Below are 13,220 nucleotides of genomic sequence, written 5' to 3'. Positions count from 1 at the left end.
GGCAGAATGTAGCTAACTGCAATGTCTTCAGAAGCTACGCCACAGCGGTTGGGAAACCCGGTGAATTTGCAAATTCGATCTTGGTAAAACGCGCAACGGCTTTTTTTGAAGGAACCGCGAAGACGCTAAGGACACGAAGGAAGACAAGAGAAGAGATGTACAGATAGGCCTGTCAAACAATTCACCCGGATTCTCTCTCCAACACCAAAGTGACTGGGCCGTCATTATCTATAGAGACTTGCATCGTGGCTCCAAACAACCCTGTTTCGACTTTTAAGCCGCCAAGAGCGCAACTTTTCGACAAATTTTGCATAAAGTTTTTCGGCGGTTTCTGGGGCGGCAGAGCGATCGAACGAAGGGCGCCGACCTTTGCGACAGTCGCCGTACAGCGTAAACTGACTGACAACCAGCAACTCGCCGCCGATGTCTTGTACGGATTTGTCCCAGCGGCCGCCGTCGCTGGCCGAGTCGGGAAACAAACGCAATTCTAGGCATTTCCGAGCCATCCAGTCGAGTTCTGCTTCGGTGTCGGTATCCGCAATACCGACAAGCAAGTTGAGTCCGCAGCCGATTTTTCCGACAATTTCACCGTTAACTTGGACTTGAGATGATTTGACTCGCTGGATGATGACTCGCATTTTATAGCAGTGGACGGTTGAGAGTGGACAGTTGACAGTTGCATAGTACGGAAATCAAACCGTTTATGCTATGGGCTATAGGCTCTATTCATCAGGTGATTTATTTCCTCACTGCTGTGGCGATTGCTATAAATCAAAAATATTTAAATTAAAAACTCACAATCATCAGGTAAACTTCCGTTTTCAACAGTCCTAGACGCATCAATGACTAGAGAAACCGGGTTTTTCACCAGCATTAAAGGCTTTGATGCAGTTTTGTTGGAAAAAACCCGGTTTCTGGCCACCCTGCTTAAGTCCTTTTTAAGAGTAATATCATGTCCCCTCAAAAGACCATAATTAACATCGGTTTGTAGTGAGGACTTTAGTCCTCTGATAATGCGGACTCGCATTCCTCACTACAAACCTTTATATCTTGGTTTTTGCAGCTAAGTCTCTCTGTTTAATTTTCCACTTTTAGTTTTTCCCAAAACCTTTGCCGCGATTGGGTGAAGCCATACAGAGACAGTTTTCGATTTGCGATCGCAAAGTCTCGGTATCCAAACCCTGACCGATGAGAACAAGCTGGTTTTTGGGTTCACCTTTCCACTGGTCGTCATCCATTGAAAATCGCTTGCCGCTCAAGTGAAATATATGCCGTTTCGGACTTTCGTCAAACCACATAATCCCTTTGGCGCGAAACACGTTGGTTGGCATTTGGTGGTCTAAGAAATATTGAAATTTCCTCAAAGAAAACGGCTTGTCGCTTTGGAAGGAAATTGAGGTAAATCCGTCATTTTCTAAATGGCCGGAGTGGTCGTGATGGGCGCGATCGTGATGTTCGTGGTCGTGATGTTCGTGGTCGTGATGTTCGTGATGTTCGTGGTCGTGATGTTCGTGGTCGTGATGTTCGTGATGTTCGTGGTCGTGATGTTTGTGACTGCTAGAAGTTTCCTCAGATTGGAAATATTTGTCAGATTCAAACAATCCGACGCTGAGCACTAGCGGCAGGGGAACTTGCGATTTTACTGTTCGCAGAATTCTAGCACCTTGTTTGACATCGCGAATCTTAACTTCCAACAAATCTAAATCTGCTTCTTCAACCAAATCTGTTTTGTTGAGAATAATAATATCGCCGTAAGCTATTTGACTGTAGGCTGCTTCTGAGTTGAACAAATCTAAGCTGTAGTTGGCTGCGTCTACTACTGTAACTATTGAATCTAGACGGGTCATGTCGCGCAGTTCTGTGCCTAAAAAAGTCATCGCTACTGGCAGCGGGTCGGCGAGTCCGGTGGTCTCGACTACTAGATAATCGAGATTTTCTTGACGTTCTAAAACTTTGTAAACTGCGTTCACTAAATCTTCGTTAATCGTGCAGCAGATGCAGCCGTTGTTCAGCTCGACCATGTTGTCGTCTGTGGTGACAATCAGTTCGTTGTCGATGCCGATTTCGCCAAATTCATTGACCAAAACTGCTGTTTTCAAACCTTGCTGGTTGGTCAGGATGTGGTTGAGCAGGGTTGTTTTGCCGCTGCCGAGAAATCCTGTAATGATTGTAACGGGCAATCCGTGTTTGGGAGCGTCCATCGCCGTTTCTGTCTCGGACTGAGTTGTAGATTGCATAGCTTGACTGTCAAATAATGTCGATCGCACTTTCCTTGTGTTTCTCATTGTATCTTATTTAAGCCCAGCCCCCATCAACCCGGTTTCTGGCAGAAATTGTGGGTTTGGCGGCATGGCATCTACGCATCAACCGCAAATGGGCCCCAGAGTACGAAGGCTATTGGCTTGCAGCCTGTTTTTGTGGTAAATCCAGCGGCGACAAATTTGGGGCAGACGGACGCAAGTGCGATCGACCAATTTCCGCTGCTATATAATAATTTTAAAATAATTTAAATTATCGAGCTGGGTAAAATATTTATTTTTCAATTAAGTAAATACACTGAATTAAAAGTAAAATACGGAACGCTAAAAAACTTGCCGTGTATATCTTCTTCCGACTTCCATTTCTCGAATTCCTTCTACCGATCAACTAAAACAGGGCGGTGGCTAACAACAGCCACCGCCCTCAAGATAGTATCGCGCTATCTAAATCTTTGCTTACGCAGGAAGCAAGACTGCATCGATGATGTGGATGACGCCATTATCAGCAGCAACGTCGGCTGTGGTAACGGTAGAATCATTGATTTTGACGCCATTGGAAGCATCAATCTTCACTTCAGAACCTTCAACTGTCGGGGCAGATGTCAGCTTGACTACATCAGCAGCCATGACTTTGCCAGCAACGACATGATAAGTCAAGATTTTTGTAAGCTTAGGAATGTCCTGAAGCAGTGCTTCTACAGTACCTTCGGGAAGCTTAGCAAAAGCTTCGTCTGTAGGTGCGAAAACTGTGAAGGGCCCAGCGCCTTTGAGAGTATCTACTAAACCAGCAGCTTGGACGGCAGCAACTAGGGTTGTAAAAGAGCCGGCCGAAACGGCGGTATCAACGATGTCAGCCAAGTGAGTCACCTAGGTTTTGTATTCCATAAATCAATATAACGCTAAAAAGTTAATTTTGCTACCTAAATGTTCCTCTTGTTCCGTCAGTTTTTCTGATATAAATAGCCAGATATTTTTATAACAAAAATTCAGAGAATAACTATCTAAAGGTAGATGATTTTATCCCACTTTTATTGTATTTTAAGCAAAACAATGTGTTCCTAAATACATTGGTCAGCCGATCGCACAATTGGCGATCGCCCCAGCGCGGTGTTAAACGTAAATGCAGGGCGATCGACCTTGTGACTAAATTGTCACAAGATTCAAGATCTAGCTCCGCCTGTAATCTGCGATTTATGGAAACTGTGCCCCAAAATCCCAATCTCAACGGCCTGCGCCCCAGCAACTTTCTGCCTGGTGAGGGAATTGGTGCTCTCAAAAACTGCGTTACACTTATATAGGTATATTTACAAAACAACATACAAACATGACAGTTGCCTATCCCCGCAAGCTTCGCAACGGTATGGGAGCGCGCGAGATTTTAAGTCAAGTGGTGCGCGATCGCGAAATCCACTTAATCACGCTCAACCGCTACCGCTTCAGCGAACAGCGCAGTTGCAAAGACCTCACCGACTTGATCGAGCAGCTAGACGGTAACCCGCCCGAACTCGTGCGCGACCTTTCCCGGCACATTTCCGACGAAGCGCGGCACGCCATGTGGCTCACCGACTTGCTAGTAGACATGGGCTGTAGCATTGGGAAGCCACCGGGTGTATCTTACATTGACGAATTTGAACGGTTGTTCGACAGCGAGCAACAAGACCCTACCAAAGACCGCGAAGATTTTGTGATTTCTTCCCTAGCGGCGATTAACGTCACCGAGAAGCGGGGATGCGAGTATTTCTCAGCCCACATCCACGCCCTCAAAAATGCTCCCCAAACCGACGAAAACGTCAGAATCCGCGAAACCATCGAAAAGATTTTTCCCGAAGAAGCTGGTCACGTCCGCTGGGGCAACCGCTTGCTGGGCGAAATTGCTGCGAAGAGTCCCGCACACCGCGAGAAGGTGGAACAGGCAAAACGCAAGTATGCGGCGATCGAACAAGCAGCATTTGCATCGGGAATGGATATCATGCTGGGAGCAGAACTGCGTCGCGTCACCCGGTTGGTGGACATTGCTAACACCATGCCTCTGTGGGAACGTCCGCAATACCTGATGGAACGCTTGCCGGCCACCCTGCTCGCCCCGGACTTGCAAATGACCAGAGTCAATGTAGCTCAACGCGCCTGGAACCGAGACCCGCAGGCATTTGTGGAGAAATTTGTGCCGATGTTCCTCAATGGATTAAAACCCATTGAGAAGAAGCCCGCGGCTGCTAAGCCCAAGGCTTAGATCAAGATGAGGCAGAGCCTCAGGATATGGGTTCCCAGGCACAGCCTGGGAACCAGTCATTATTTAAGTGATACCCAATTCTTTAATCTAAAATCCCAAATCCCAAATCCTATCAGTCCTATTTTGGTAAGTCCTAAATAGGAAGTGAACTACCTACTCCAACTGAATCACAGTATGGTGTAGGCTTCCATCCTCAGTGGGAATTGCCTCTACAATCGTGGATTTTTTACGTCCCGCAGATCGCTTTGGTCTGACATTCCCTCCGATGGCAGCAGCGCTAGTTCCTAACGCCAAAATCCGCAAGCCTTCATTTCTGATATTGATCGCAGCATTGATATCGCGATCGTGTTTTTGTCCGCAGTGAGGACAGTCTACAAACCGAACATTCAAGCTATCAAATCCTTTCTGAAGCATCGGGATCGGTAGCAACGTTTCAGCGCACAACTGAGAAGAAGGAAAGAATCTGTTGATTTCAACATAATTACGATCGCACTCTTGAGCTTTGTATTTGAGCATGGTGAGAAACATTCCCCATCCTTGTTCAGAAATCGCTCTGGCTAAGTTGGGATTCTTGACCATGTTCTTGACTGCTAGATCTTCCACCACAATCACTTGGTTTTCGTTGACTATCTTGCGGGATAGCTTATGGAGAAAATCTTCGCGGATTCTGGCAATTTTGCCAGTGACTTTAGCAACCAGTTTTTTCGCTTTTCTACGATTACTGGTTCCCGTTTTCTTCGCAAGTTTACGCTGTTTGCGTTTCTGATTGCGTTCCAGCTTTTGCAACTTGCGTTTGACTCGTTTGGATTGATTGTGTTTATTGCCATCAGACGCGATCGCGAAATCTTTCAATCCAAGATCTACGCCGATTGCACTATTGCCCGGTTGAATTGTCTCTTGGGATACTTCAAACAAGATTGATGCAAAGTAGGTGCCATCGCTGTTCATTGAAACAGTCACGCAACCTTGCTTACCCGTTGGCAAGTCACGATGAAATTTGGTTCGGACGGTTCCCAATGTACCCGGGAATTTGAGCGATTTTTCCGCGACGTTGAGCAAGACATTCTGAGGATACCCAACGCTTTGTTTTGCTCCTCTTTTCTTGAAAGTCGGATACTTGGCTCTGCCCTCAAAAAAATTGACAAACGCACTGCTGAGATTGAATGTGACCCGTTGCAATGATTGAGAATAAGCCAGTCCCAACCATTCAAATTCACGCTTCAAATCGGGTAGCAACTTATCCATTGCAGCTTTGCTCAGACCTTTCCCAGTATCCTTGTATCCTTCGGTTGTCAAGTGCAGCATTCGGTTATACAACCATCTGCAATTACCGAAACATTGGGCAAGATATTGCTCCTGCTCTGGACTGGGATAAATTCTGACTTTGACTGCTTTGTACATTAGCCTGGAATTTGTACCGTGTTTCTACATTCATGGTAACACAGGTTTCGACAATGTGTATAAAGTTACCATTAAGAATTTGTTCGTTTCGTCATGATTGCTTTCCCCTGTTTCACTACGTTCAGCATCGGTCAAGCAATCCTCCTCAACTCACTCGCATTCATCCCCCACCAAATCAAAGATTATGATGGGGGCATTCTGCTGCTTCGAGGTAAACTGTATTGGTAAAGATTATTGGAATACTTTTCTTAAATATAGATCATGACTAACAGCGAGCCGAACCTACAAACAACTTCCGCAGAAAGCCTATCGAGTGAAAGCGCGATCGCCTCCGAGCAGGTCGAAACAGCCACAGCAGTAACCTATGCTGAAGAAATTGAAACTGTGATTGCCAGCATGGCTGTAGACCAAAAAGTCATGGTCGGTCAAAATGAAGCTGGCGGGCATCTTTGGAAATTTAAGTACGGTAGCGTTGAAGTGTTCGTGCAACTCACGGGCGAAACCGAAAATGATACTTTGACTGTTTGGGCTTTTGTGCTTCAGTTGCCGGCCAAGAATGAAGCTCAGTTAATGCGGAAACTGCTAGAAATGAATTGGCTGTCTACTTTGGAGTCTCATTTTGCGATCGTTGACAACCAAGTTGCGGTAATATCAACTCGGACAATGGCCGAAATCTCCACAGGGGAAATTTCTCGCGCTATTACTATTGTCGCCACCATCGCCGATGACAACGACGACTTGCTGCAAGCAGAATTTGGTCAGTAGTCCTGCCGTCATTAGTCATTTTAGCCGAAGAGCGACTGGTGCTGTATCTCGACTTCGCTCGATAACCGCGTAGCCGAAGCAAGCCGAAGGCTGGTCATTAGTCATTTTAGCCGAAGAGCGAAGCCGAAGGCTGGTCATTAGTCATTAGTCATTACTCATCTCGCCCGAAGAGCGAAGCCGAAGGGTAGTCATTACTCATTAGTCATTACTCATTAGAAGTGCTATCCCCGCTCGTGAACGTCCAACTCTCATTAGTCATTAGTCATTAGTCATTAGTCATTAGTTAACTAATGACTAATATGCAGGCCCTGCGATCCAAGAAATAGCGATTCCCAGCCCCAAACCGACGAGCACTTGAAAAGGAGTGTGTCCCAGCAACTCTTTGAGCCGAGCTTCATTAAGGTTGTGGTCTTCCTCAAAAAACTCGTCGATAATTTGGTTGAGAATGCGAGCTTGCTTTCCCGCAGCTTGGCGGACTCCAGCAGCGTCGTACATGACAATAATTGCAAAGATCGCAGCGATCGCAAACTCTGGACTTTCCCATCCCATCGTTTGTCCGACTCCAGTAGCCAAAGCGCCCACAAAAGACGAATGAGAACTAGGCATTCCCCCCGTTGTTACCAAATACCGCAGATTAAACTTGCGATTTTTGATTAATTCGATCGGCAACTTCAATACCTGAGCCGACAGACAAGCGATCAAAGCAACCACCAGAATCTGGTTGTGCAAGATGCCGCTGCAAATTTCCTGCATAGTGTTTGACATTTCTAGTTACTGCGGCTGGTAATATAATCGGCGATTCCCAACAGCGGTAGAGCTTTGCTCCCAAACACTGCCAGTTGAGACTTAGCATCAGCAACAAGCTGTTTGGCTTGACGCCGAGACTCTTCAATTCCCCACAAACTCGGATAAGTCACCTTTCCGGCTTGAACATCTTTCCCAGCACTTTTGCCCAATTCTTCTTGAGTACCAGTAATATCCAGAATGTCATCAATTATCTGGAAAGCCAGCCCAATATTCTTAGCAAAACGAGACAGCCGCTGCAAATCCGCAGCCGAAGCCCCAGCCAAAATTCCCCCACAAACTACGCAAGCTTCTAACAGCGCGCCAGTTTTGTGAGCGTGAATGTAATTCAAAGTTTCTAGAGAAACATCTGTTTTTCCTTCCGATGCCAAGTCAACCACCTGACCGCCTACAAGTCCAGCAGCGCCCGATGCGCGCGCCAAATGGGCGATCGTCTGCAACACCAGATGGGGGGGTACGTTCTGAGTTTGAGTGGCGATAAATTCAAAAGCATAGGTCAACAAACCATCGCCAGCCAAGATAGCTATATCCTCGCCATAGACTTTGTGGTTCGTCAGTTTGCCGCGGCGGTAGTCGTCATTGTCCATTGCCGGCAAATCGTCGTGAATTAGCGACATTGTATGAATCATTTCCAAAGCGCAAGCCGTGGGAATTGCCATAGATGCAGTGCCGCCAATCAGTTCGCAGCTAGCCAGACACAGGATTGGACGCAGCCGTTTACCTCCCGCTAGCAGCGAGTAGCGCATGGCTTCGTAAATTTTCTCTGGGTAGATGACCGGTAGTGCACTGTCGAGAGCTACGTCGATCGCCTTTTTTTGCTCGACTAAGTAAGTAGATAAGTCGAAAGCGGATTCCGGTTGGGACGAATCCATTTCTGTTGCTGTAAATACCATCCCTTGCTCTCTTGTACTTAATGTGACTGGGGATACTTTGAGTTGTTCGGCTCGGATCGCGCCGACTTTTGCGGCGGTGGTTGCCCGAAGTCTGAGCATCAATTAATTATTCTACGGGTGTTGTTGCACAGAAAATCTTTGAGTTTTGATAACTTTAGTCAAATTAGCCCTCAATCTCAAATCCGCCACTGTGTCTGGCGACTTCCAAAAACCGCTGCACCGCTGCCGTGGGATTGCTGCGCCAAATTAGGGCGATCGCCACCATGCAGGTTGATTCTGGCAAAGATTTGTAAACAACGCCGCTGCGCTGGAAATTTTGCATCGATGCCGGGACGATCGCCACTCCCATGGAGGCGGCTACCAAGCTGATAATTGTCTGCATTTGAATCGCTTCTTGACCGGCGATCGGGCTAAAACCGGCTTGCAGACACAGACTGACGATCGGATCGTACAATCCCGGAGCCAGGGAACGCGGAAACAAGATAAACGGTTCGGCAGAAAGTTCGCACAATTCCACAAAAGCCCCTGAATCGGCTAAATAATGCGTTTCTGGCAGCGCCACGATCAGAGGTTCTCGGAAAACAATTTCTGAATTTATGGCATCTTCCTCGATCGGCCCACGCACGAAGCCGATATCAATTTGCCCGAACCGCAACCGCTGCAACTGTTCGTTTGTCGTCAGTTCGTGCAGTTCGAGTTTGACGGCGGGACACCTAGTGCGAAACGCCTGCAAAATTGCTGGAACTACATTGTGCGCGGCCGAGCTCACAAAGCCTACAGTCAGTTGGCCGAGTTCGCCGCGGCTTGTCTGTTTGCCGAGTTGAATTGCGCGATCGACTTGCTGCAAAATTTTCTGCGATTCCTCAAAAAAAACCTCTCCCGCTGCGGTTAGCTGCACCGTCCGCTTGGTGCGGCGAAAAAGTTGAAATCCCAACTCTGCCTCCAAATGCTGAATTTGTTGGCTCAGCGGAGGTTGAGCCATGTGCAGTCTTTCCGCTGCGCGAGTGAAATTCAGTTCCTCTGCAACGGCAATAAAGTAACGCAAATGTCGCAGTTCCATAACTCCCCAATCATTAATATTTTAAAAGTATAAGTTGTTACTTAAAAATATATTGGACATTGATAATCAGATTTCATACAGTGATTAATAGGTGAGATTGAGAATCAAACAATGGCTAATTTGGATATCAGAATCAGAGAAGCAGAGCTCGCAGATTTGGAATCAATTCTGGCTTTTGTCGCGCAAAAAAGCGAGTTCGATGGAGCTATAAATCTGTTAGCAGCAACAGCAGAGCGATTGCAGGAAGCGTTGTTTTGCCAGCCTCAGCTAGTGCGGGTATTGTTGGCTGAAGTTGCAGGCACAGCCGTAGGATTTGCTCTTTTTTATGCTTCCTATTCAAGTTTATTGACGCAGCGGTGTCTTTGGCTGGATGATTTATTTGTGCAAGCTCCTCTGCGCGGTATGGGAGTCGGTACAGCTTTGTTGAAACATTTGGCACAAATTGCTGAATCCACTAATTGCGGGCGGATTGAATGGACTGTTAATGCTAAGAATCCGCCGGGAATTGCTTTTTATCAAAAGCAGGGAGCACGGATTTTGGAAAATATTAGGGTTTGTCGCATTGAGGGGGAGGCGATTGCTCTACTTGCTGGGAAATAATTGAATCACGAACCGTGCTCGTCTCAGAAACCCGGTTTCTACGAGAAATACGTTTAGTAACCAGAAAGATAGGTAGAAACCGGGTTTCTAGCTACCCATGCGTCAGTCATATTAATATGTGAAGGAGGTTTTTTTTAACGAACCGCGCAGGCACGTTAGCGCTAGGACACGAAGAGGACAGAAGAGAAGAGAAGTCATTAACTGAGGAGCGCTATATGTTATTCTGCGGCAAATAAAGTCAATGTAACTTACAAATTGAGGGGTATCAAATGTCACAAGATTCTTGGAATACAGCTCTTTATGAGGGAAATCATGCTTTTGTTTGGCAGTACGGCGAATCGCTGTTGGAGTTACTCGCTCCCAAAGCAGGAGAAGAAATTCTGGATTTGGGCTGCGGTACGGGACAGTTAACGGAAAAAATTGCTCGCAGCGGTGCTTTTGTGCAAGGTATTGATTCATCTTTGGCTATGGTTTCCACGGCAAAAGTTAACTATCCTCACATTAGCTTTGCGGCAGCGGATGCGAGAAATTTTCAAGTGGAAGAGCCGTTAGATGCTGTGTTTTCTAATGCGGTTTTGCACTGGATTAAGCAGCCGGATGCTGTGATTAATTGCGTGAAAAAAGCGCTGAAGCCGGGGGGACGTTTTGTTGCTGAGTTTGGCGGTAAGGGGAATGTGGGGGCGATCGCTCGTGCACTTTTGAGTGTTTTGTCAGAAATTGGCTGCGAGGAGCCTGAAGCGCTTAATCCTTGGTATTTTCCGAGTATTGGCGAGTATGCTCTTCTGCTGGAAAAGCATGGTTTTGAGGTGAGTTATGCGGTTTTGTTCGATCGCCCAACTCTTCTAGAAGAGGGCAGCGCTGGCATGGTAAATTGGATTGAGATGTTTGCTGGCGGGTTTTTATCGGGGTTGTCTGAGAAAGTGCGATCGCGCGCAATTCTCGCAGTTGAAGAACGTTTGCGGCCCACCCTTTACCGCGACGGTCATTGGAGTGCAGATTATCGCCGAATTCGCGTTGTTGCTGTCAAGCAATAGTCCGCGCAAGCAGAATTAGCCAGTATGGTAGCGAATTATATTCGTCCGCCACTGGTAGTTTTATGCCTTGTGTATCAACCATCAATCCAACCATCAGTGGGGTGGGCACGAGTCACCAGCCCGCCCCGAATATGAAATTTAAATGCGCGACAGCGTATAACTCGACACCGTATTTTCCAACAACATAGCGACAGTCATCGGCCCGATTCCTCCGGGCACCGGCGTGATAAATTCGGCTACTGTTTTAACAGCATCAAAATCTACATCTCCGGCCAAACGGCTAGTACCGTCTGGATTCACGACGCGGTTAATACCGACATCAATTACTACTGCTCCCGGTTTTACCATATTAGCTGCAATCATTTCTGTGCGGCCGACGGCGGCGATTAGAATATCGGCTTGGCTGGTAATCGATTCTAGGTTTTGCGTCCGCGAATGAGCTACTGTCACTGTACAATCTGCTTCTAACAGCATCAGCGCCATCGGTTTACCCACCAAAATACTGCGTCCCAAAACAACAGCATTTTTTCCTTTCAAATCAATCTGATATTCCTGCAATAACCGCATCACTCCGGCGGGAGTACAACTGCGCAAACCTTGCTCTGAGCGCACCAAGCGGCCTAAATTTATAGGGTGAAGTCCGTCAGCGTCTTTATCGGGAGCAATTTGGTACAGCAGCGAAATTGCATCTAAGTGTTCTGGTAGCGGTAGTTGCACTAAAATGCCGTCTACTCGATCGTCCTCGTTGAGTGCATGAATTGCAAGTTCGAGTTCCGCTTGAGTCGCGTTGGCTGGGTAATGCTGGCCAAAGGAAGCTATGCCAACCTTAGCGCAGGCTCGCTCTTTGTTGCGCACGTAAGCTGCGCTGGCTGGGTTGTCGCCCACCATCAGCACCGCAAGTCCCGGAGGACGCCCAATCTGGGGCTGTAGGGCGCGGACTCGATCGCTCAGCTCGCTTTGAATCTTTGTCGCTAAAGCTTTGCCATCTAGTATTTGAGCAGTTTTGGCATCCATTGTAGACTCTGGGTTAGGGGCTGACGATTTTAGATTTTAGCTTAATCGCTGTCAAGGATTGCACTAGAGAAATTTCGGCTCTGGCGATCGACTCTGGGGATTCTGTTAAAGTAAGTCGTATCTCCCATCTCCAATCAGTTGACCAATGACTACTGAAATTAAGGATCGTGAATTAAATAATTTGCATAAGCCTGTGGGGTGGGCGTCTCGCCCGCCCCTTCTGGAGGGGCGAGACGCCCATCCCACAATAACAATCAAAATTGCAAGTTATTTAATTCTCATTCCTAAGCAAGCTTGGGTTCAAAGATTCTCCATAGGCTCTTTCTTGCTAATACTTACCAGCGGTTTGCTCAGTTGTGGCAATTTACCCATGTCTCAACTCAATCTTGGTTTTAATGTTGCTAGCATTGGCGACATTCAACAAAAGCGCCAAGTCGATGGTGAAGTTTATCTCCGGGGAAAGGTGGAAAATCGCGCTCCGTTTGTGGGGAATGCGGCTTATCAACTTCAAGACGGTACTGGTAAAATTTGGATTTTAACTAAGCAAGATTTGCCCCAGCTTGGCGATGAAGTGTTGCTCAAGGGAGAAGTCCGCTACAAGAGTATTACCCTGAAGGAGTTGGCAGGCAAGGATTTAGGTGAAGTTTATGTCGAGGAAATGGAACAATTAAATCGCACTCCAGCGGCAAATAAATAAAAATAGGAAGATGCTAATTTTTTTCAATAATTAAGTACGTCCATTTCATAACACTCAAAGGTTTGTAGTTGTGCGATCGCGCTGTGCGTCTGTTTGTTTATGCTGAAATGCGATCGAGTTTACGAGGTTTTTCGTTTTTATTACAGATTTGGTGAAACAAAATCTCTGCCGGGGCGGGTTTACGAGGTTTTTCGTTTTTATTACAGATGAGGGTGAACCCGCCCCTACCACAACTTCTTCCGACTTCACGCTTGACGACTTCACGCTTGACGGCAGGACGGCCGGACTACTGACGAATGACGAATTCCTGATGACGGCCGGACTACTGACGAATGACGAATTCCTGATGACGGCCGGACTACTGACGAATGACTACTGACGAATGACTGGTGAAACAAAATCTCTGCCGGGGCGGGTTTACGAGGTTTTTCGTTTTTATTACAGATGAGGGTGAACCCGCCCCT

At 46.9% G+C, this 13,220-nt stretch carries 14 protein-coding genes and 1 pseudogene; 7 read left to right on the top strand and 8 right to left on the bottom strand.

All coding sequences use genetic code 11. From position 1 onward, the window contains the following. Nucleotides 1-262: 262 nt before the first annotated feature. Together dtd and QUB64_RS10540 are read right to left on the bottom strand one after the other, a co-directional pair. Nucleotides 263-638 (bottom strand): annotated as a pseudogene (dtd, locus tag QUB64_RS10545) (D-aminoacyl-tRNA deacylase); the annotation flags it as partial. A 453-nt stretch (nucleotides 639-1,091) separates the two neighbouring features. Further along, complete coding sequence (locus QUB64_RS10540) at nucleotides 1,092-2,237, bottom strand: CobW family GTP-binding protein (RefSeq protein ID WP_333265936.1); 1,146 nt, start codon at nucleotides 2,235-2,237, stop codon at nucleotides 1,092-1,094. A 98-nt stretch (nucleotides 2,238-2,335) separates the two neighbouring features. On the opposite strand from QUB64_RS10540, the gene QUB64_RS10535 reads away from it, so the two are divergent. Continuing rightward, nucleotides 2,336-2,491, top strand: a complete 156-nt coding sequence (locus QUB64_RS10535; protein ID WP_333265488.1) for a hypothetical protein — start codon at nucleotides 2,336-2,338, stop codon at nucleotides 2,489-2,491. A gap of 223 nt (nucleotides 2,492-2,714) precedes the next feature. On the opposite strand, the gene QUB64_RS10530 is transcribed toward QUB64_RS10535, so the two are convergent. Beyond that, nucleotides 2,715-3,116, bottom strand: coding sequence for a fasciclin domain-containing protein (locus QUB64_RS10530; protein ID WP_333265938.1), 402 nt, complete (start codon nucleotides 3,114-3,116; stop codon nucleotides 2,715-2,717). 194 nt (nucleotides 3,117-3,310) lie between these two features. Here QUB64_RS10530 and QUB64_RS10525 point away from each other — a divergent pair, with 194 nt between their 5' ends. Together QUB64_RS10525 and QUB64_RS10520 are read left to right on the top strand one after the other, a co-directional pair. Then, a complete protein-coding gene (locus tag QUB64_RS10525) occupies nucleotides 3,311-3,556 on the top strand; it encodes a hypothetical protein (protein ID WP_333265490.1) in 246 nt (81 codons plus the stop codon). Between the two features lie 26 nt (nucleotides 3,557-3,582). Continuing rightward, the gene (locus QUB64_RS10520) at nucleotides 3,583-4,488 is read left to right on the top strand and encodes a ferritin-like domain-containing protein (RefSeq protein WP_333265492.1); all 906 of its coding nucleotides are present in this window, start codon (nucleotides 3,583-3,585) and stop codon (nucleotides 4,486-4,488) included. Nucleotides 4,489-4,641: 153 nt separating this feature from the next. Here QUB64_RS10520 and QUB64_RS10515 read toward each other — a convergent pair whose 3' ends face one another. Beyond that, entirely contained in the window at nucleotides 4,642-5,889 is a 1,248-nt protein-coding gene (locus QUB64_RS10515) for an RNA-guided endonuclease InsQ/TnpB family protein (protein ID WP_333265494.1), read from the bottom strand. A 261-nt stretch (nucleotides 5,890-6,150) separates the two neighbouring features. Here QUB64_RS10515 and QUB64_RS10510 point away from each other — a divergent pair, with 261 nt between their 5' ends. Further along, nucleotides 6,151-6,654, top strand: a complete 504-nt coding sequence (locus QUB64_RS10510) for a YbjN domain-containing protein (RefSeq protein ID WP_333265496.1) — start codon at nucleotides 6,151-6,153, stop codon at nucleotides 6,652-6,654. 294 nt (nucleotides 6,655-6,948) lie between these two features. On the opposite strand, the gene QUB64_RS10505 is transcribed toward QUB64_RS10510, so the two are convergent. The 3 genes from QUB64_RS10505 to QUB64_RS10495 all read right to left on the bottom strand — a co-directional run bounded on the left by QUB64_RS10505 (nucleotide 6,949) and on the right by QUB64_RS10495 (nucleotide 9,411). Next, nucleotides 6,949-7,407, bottom strand: a complete 459-nt coding sequence (locus QUB64_RS10505) for a divergent PAP2 family protein (RefSeq protein ID WP_333265941.1) — start codon at nucleotides 7,405-7,407, stop codon at nucleotides 6,949-6,951. A gap of 14 nt (nucleotides 7,408-7,421) precedes the next feature. After that, nucleotides 7,422-8,351 carry a geranylgeranyl diphosphate synthase CrtE gene (gene crtE, locus QUB64_RS10500; RefSeq protein ID WP_333265943.1) on the bottom strand — a complete coding sequence of 310 codons (930 nt, stop codon included), beginning with the start codon at nucleotides 8,349-8,351 and terminating at the stop codon, nucleotides 7,422-7,424. A gap of 163 nt (nucleotides 8,352-8,514) precedes the next feature. After that, on the bottom strand, nucleotides 8,515-9,411 hold the full coding sequence (locus tag QUB64_RS10495) for a LysR family transcriptional regulator (protein ID WP_333265498.1): 897 nt from the start codon (nucleotides 9,409-9,411) through the stop codon (nucleotides 8,515-8,517). Between the two features lie 111 nt (nucleotides 9,412-9,522). On the opposite strand from QUB64_RS10495, the gene QUB64_RS10490 reads away from it, so the two are divergent. Both QUB64_RS10490 and QUB64_RS10485 read left to right on the top strand, forming a co-directional pair. Further along, the gene (locus QUB64_RS10490) at nucleotides 9,523-10,011 is read left to right on the top strand and encodes a GNAT family N-acetyltransferase (protein WP_333265500.1); all 489 of its coding nucleotides are present in this window, start codon (nucleotides 9,523-9,525) and stop codon (nucleotides 10,009-10,011) included. 269 nt (nucleotides 10,012-10,280) lie between these two features. Then, a complete protein-coding gene (locus QUB64_RS10485; protein WP_333265502.1) occupies nucleotides 10,281-11,045 on the top strand; it encodes a class I SAM-dependent methyltransferase in 765 nt (254 codons plus the stop codon). 138 nt (nucleotides 11,046-11,183) lie between these two features. Here the strand turns inward: QUB64_RS10485 and folD are convergent, their stop codons facing one another. Beyond that, entirely contained in the window at nucleotides 11,184-12,059 is an 876-nt protein-coding gene (gene folD / locus QUB64_RS10480; protein WP_333265504.1) for a bifunctional methylenetetrahydrofolate dehydrogenase/methenyltetrahydrofolate cyclohydrolase FolD, read from the bottom strand. A gap of 145 nt (nucleotides 12,060-12,204) precedes the next feature. Between folD and QUB64_RS10475 the strand changes: the two genes are divergently transcribed. After that, nucleotides 12,205-12,756, top strand: a complete 552-nt coding sequence (locus tag QUB64_RS10475; RefSeq protein ID WP_333265506.1) for a DNA-binding protein — start codon at nucleotides 12,205-12,207, stop codon at nucleotides 12,754-12,756. Nucleotides 12,757-13,220 lie beyond the last annotated feature (464 nt).

The organism is Microcoleus sp. Aus8_D2 (assembly GCF_036702665.1).
GTDB lineage: Bacteria > Cyanobacteriota > Cyanobacteriia > Cyanobacteriales > Microcoleaceae > Microcoleus.
This window is presented reverse-complemented; position numbering and strand designations above follow the sequence as displayed.

Bases quoted from the DNA above. Each gene is read 5' to 3' on its own strand.
- QUB64_RS10540 (WP_333265936.1), bottom strand. From the start codon at position 2,237: ATGCAATCTACAACTCAGTCCGAGACAGAAACGGCGATGGACGCTCCC.
- folD (WP_333265504.1), bottom strand. From the start codon at position 12,059: ATGGATGCCAAAACTGCTCAAATACTAGATGGCAAAGCTTTAGCGACA.
- QUB64_RS10490 (WP_333265500.1), top strand. From the start codon at position 9,523: ATGGCTAATTTGGATATCAGAATCAGAGAAGCAGAGCTCGCAGATTTG.
- QUB64_RS10485 (WP_333265502.1), top strand. From the start codon at position 10,281: ATGTCACAAGATTCTTGGAATACAGCTCTTTATGAGGGAAATCATGCT.
- QUB64_RS10505 (WP_333265941.1), bottom strand. From the start codon at position 7,407: ATGCAGGAAATTTGCAGCGGCATCTTGCACAACCAGATTCTGGTGGTT.
- QUB64_RS10475 (WP_333265506.1), top strand. From the start codon at position 12,205: ATGACTACTGAAATTAAGGATCGTGAATTAAATAATTTGCATAAGCCT.
- QUB64_RS10520 (WP_333265492.1), top strand. From the start codon at position 3,583: ATGACAGTTGCCTATCCCCGCAAGCTTCGCAACGGTATGGGAGCGCGC.
- QUB64_RS10495 (WP_333265498.1), bottom strand. From the start codon at position 9,411: ATGGAACTGCGACATTTGCGTTACTTTATTGCCGTTGCAGAGGAACTG.
- crtE (WP_333265943.1), bottom strand. From the start codon at position 8,351: ATGGTATTTACAGCAACAGAAATGGATTCGTCCCAACCGGAATCCGCT.
- QUB64_RS10510 (WP_333265496.1), top strand. From the start codon at position 6,151: ATGACTAACAGCGAGCCGAACCTACAAACAACTTCCGCAGAAAGCCTA.
- QUB64_RS10515 (WP_333265494.1), bottom strand. From the start codon at position 5,889: ATGTACAAAGCAGTCAAAGTCAGAATTTATCCCAGTCCAGAGCAGGAG.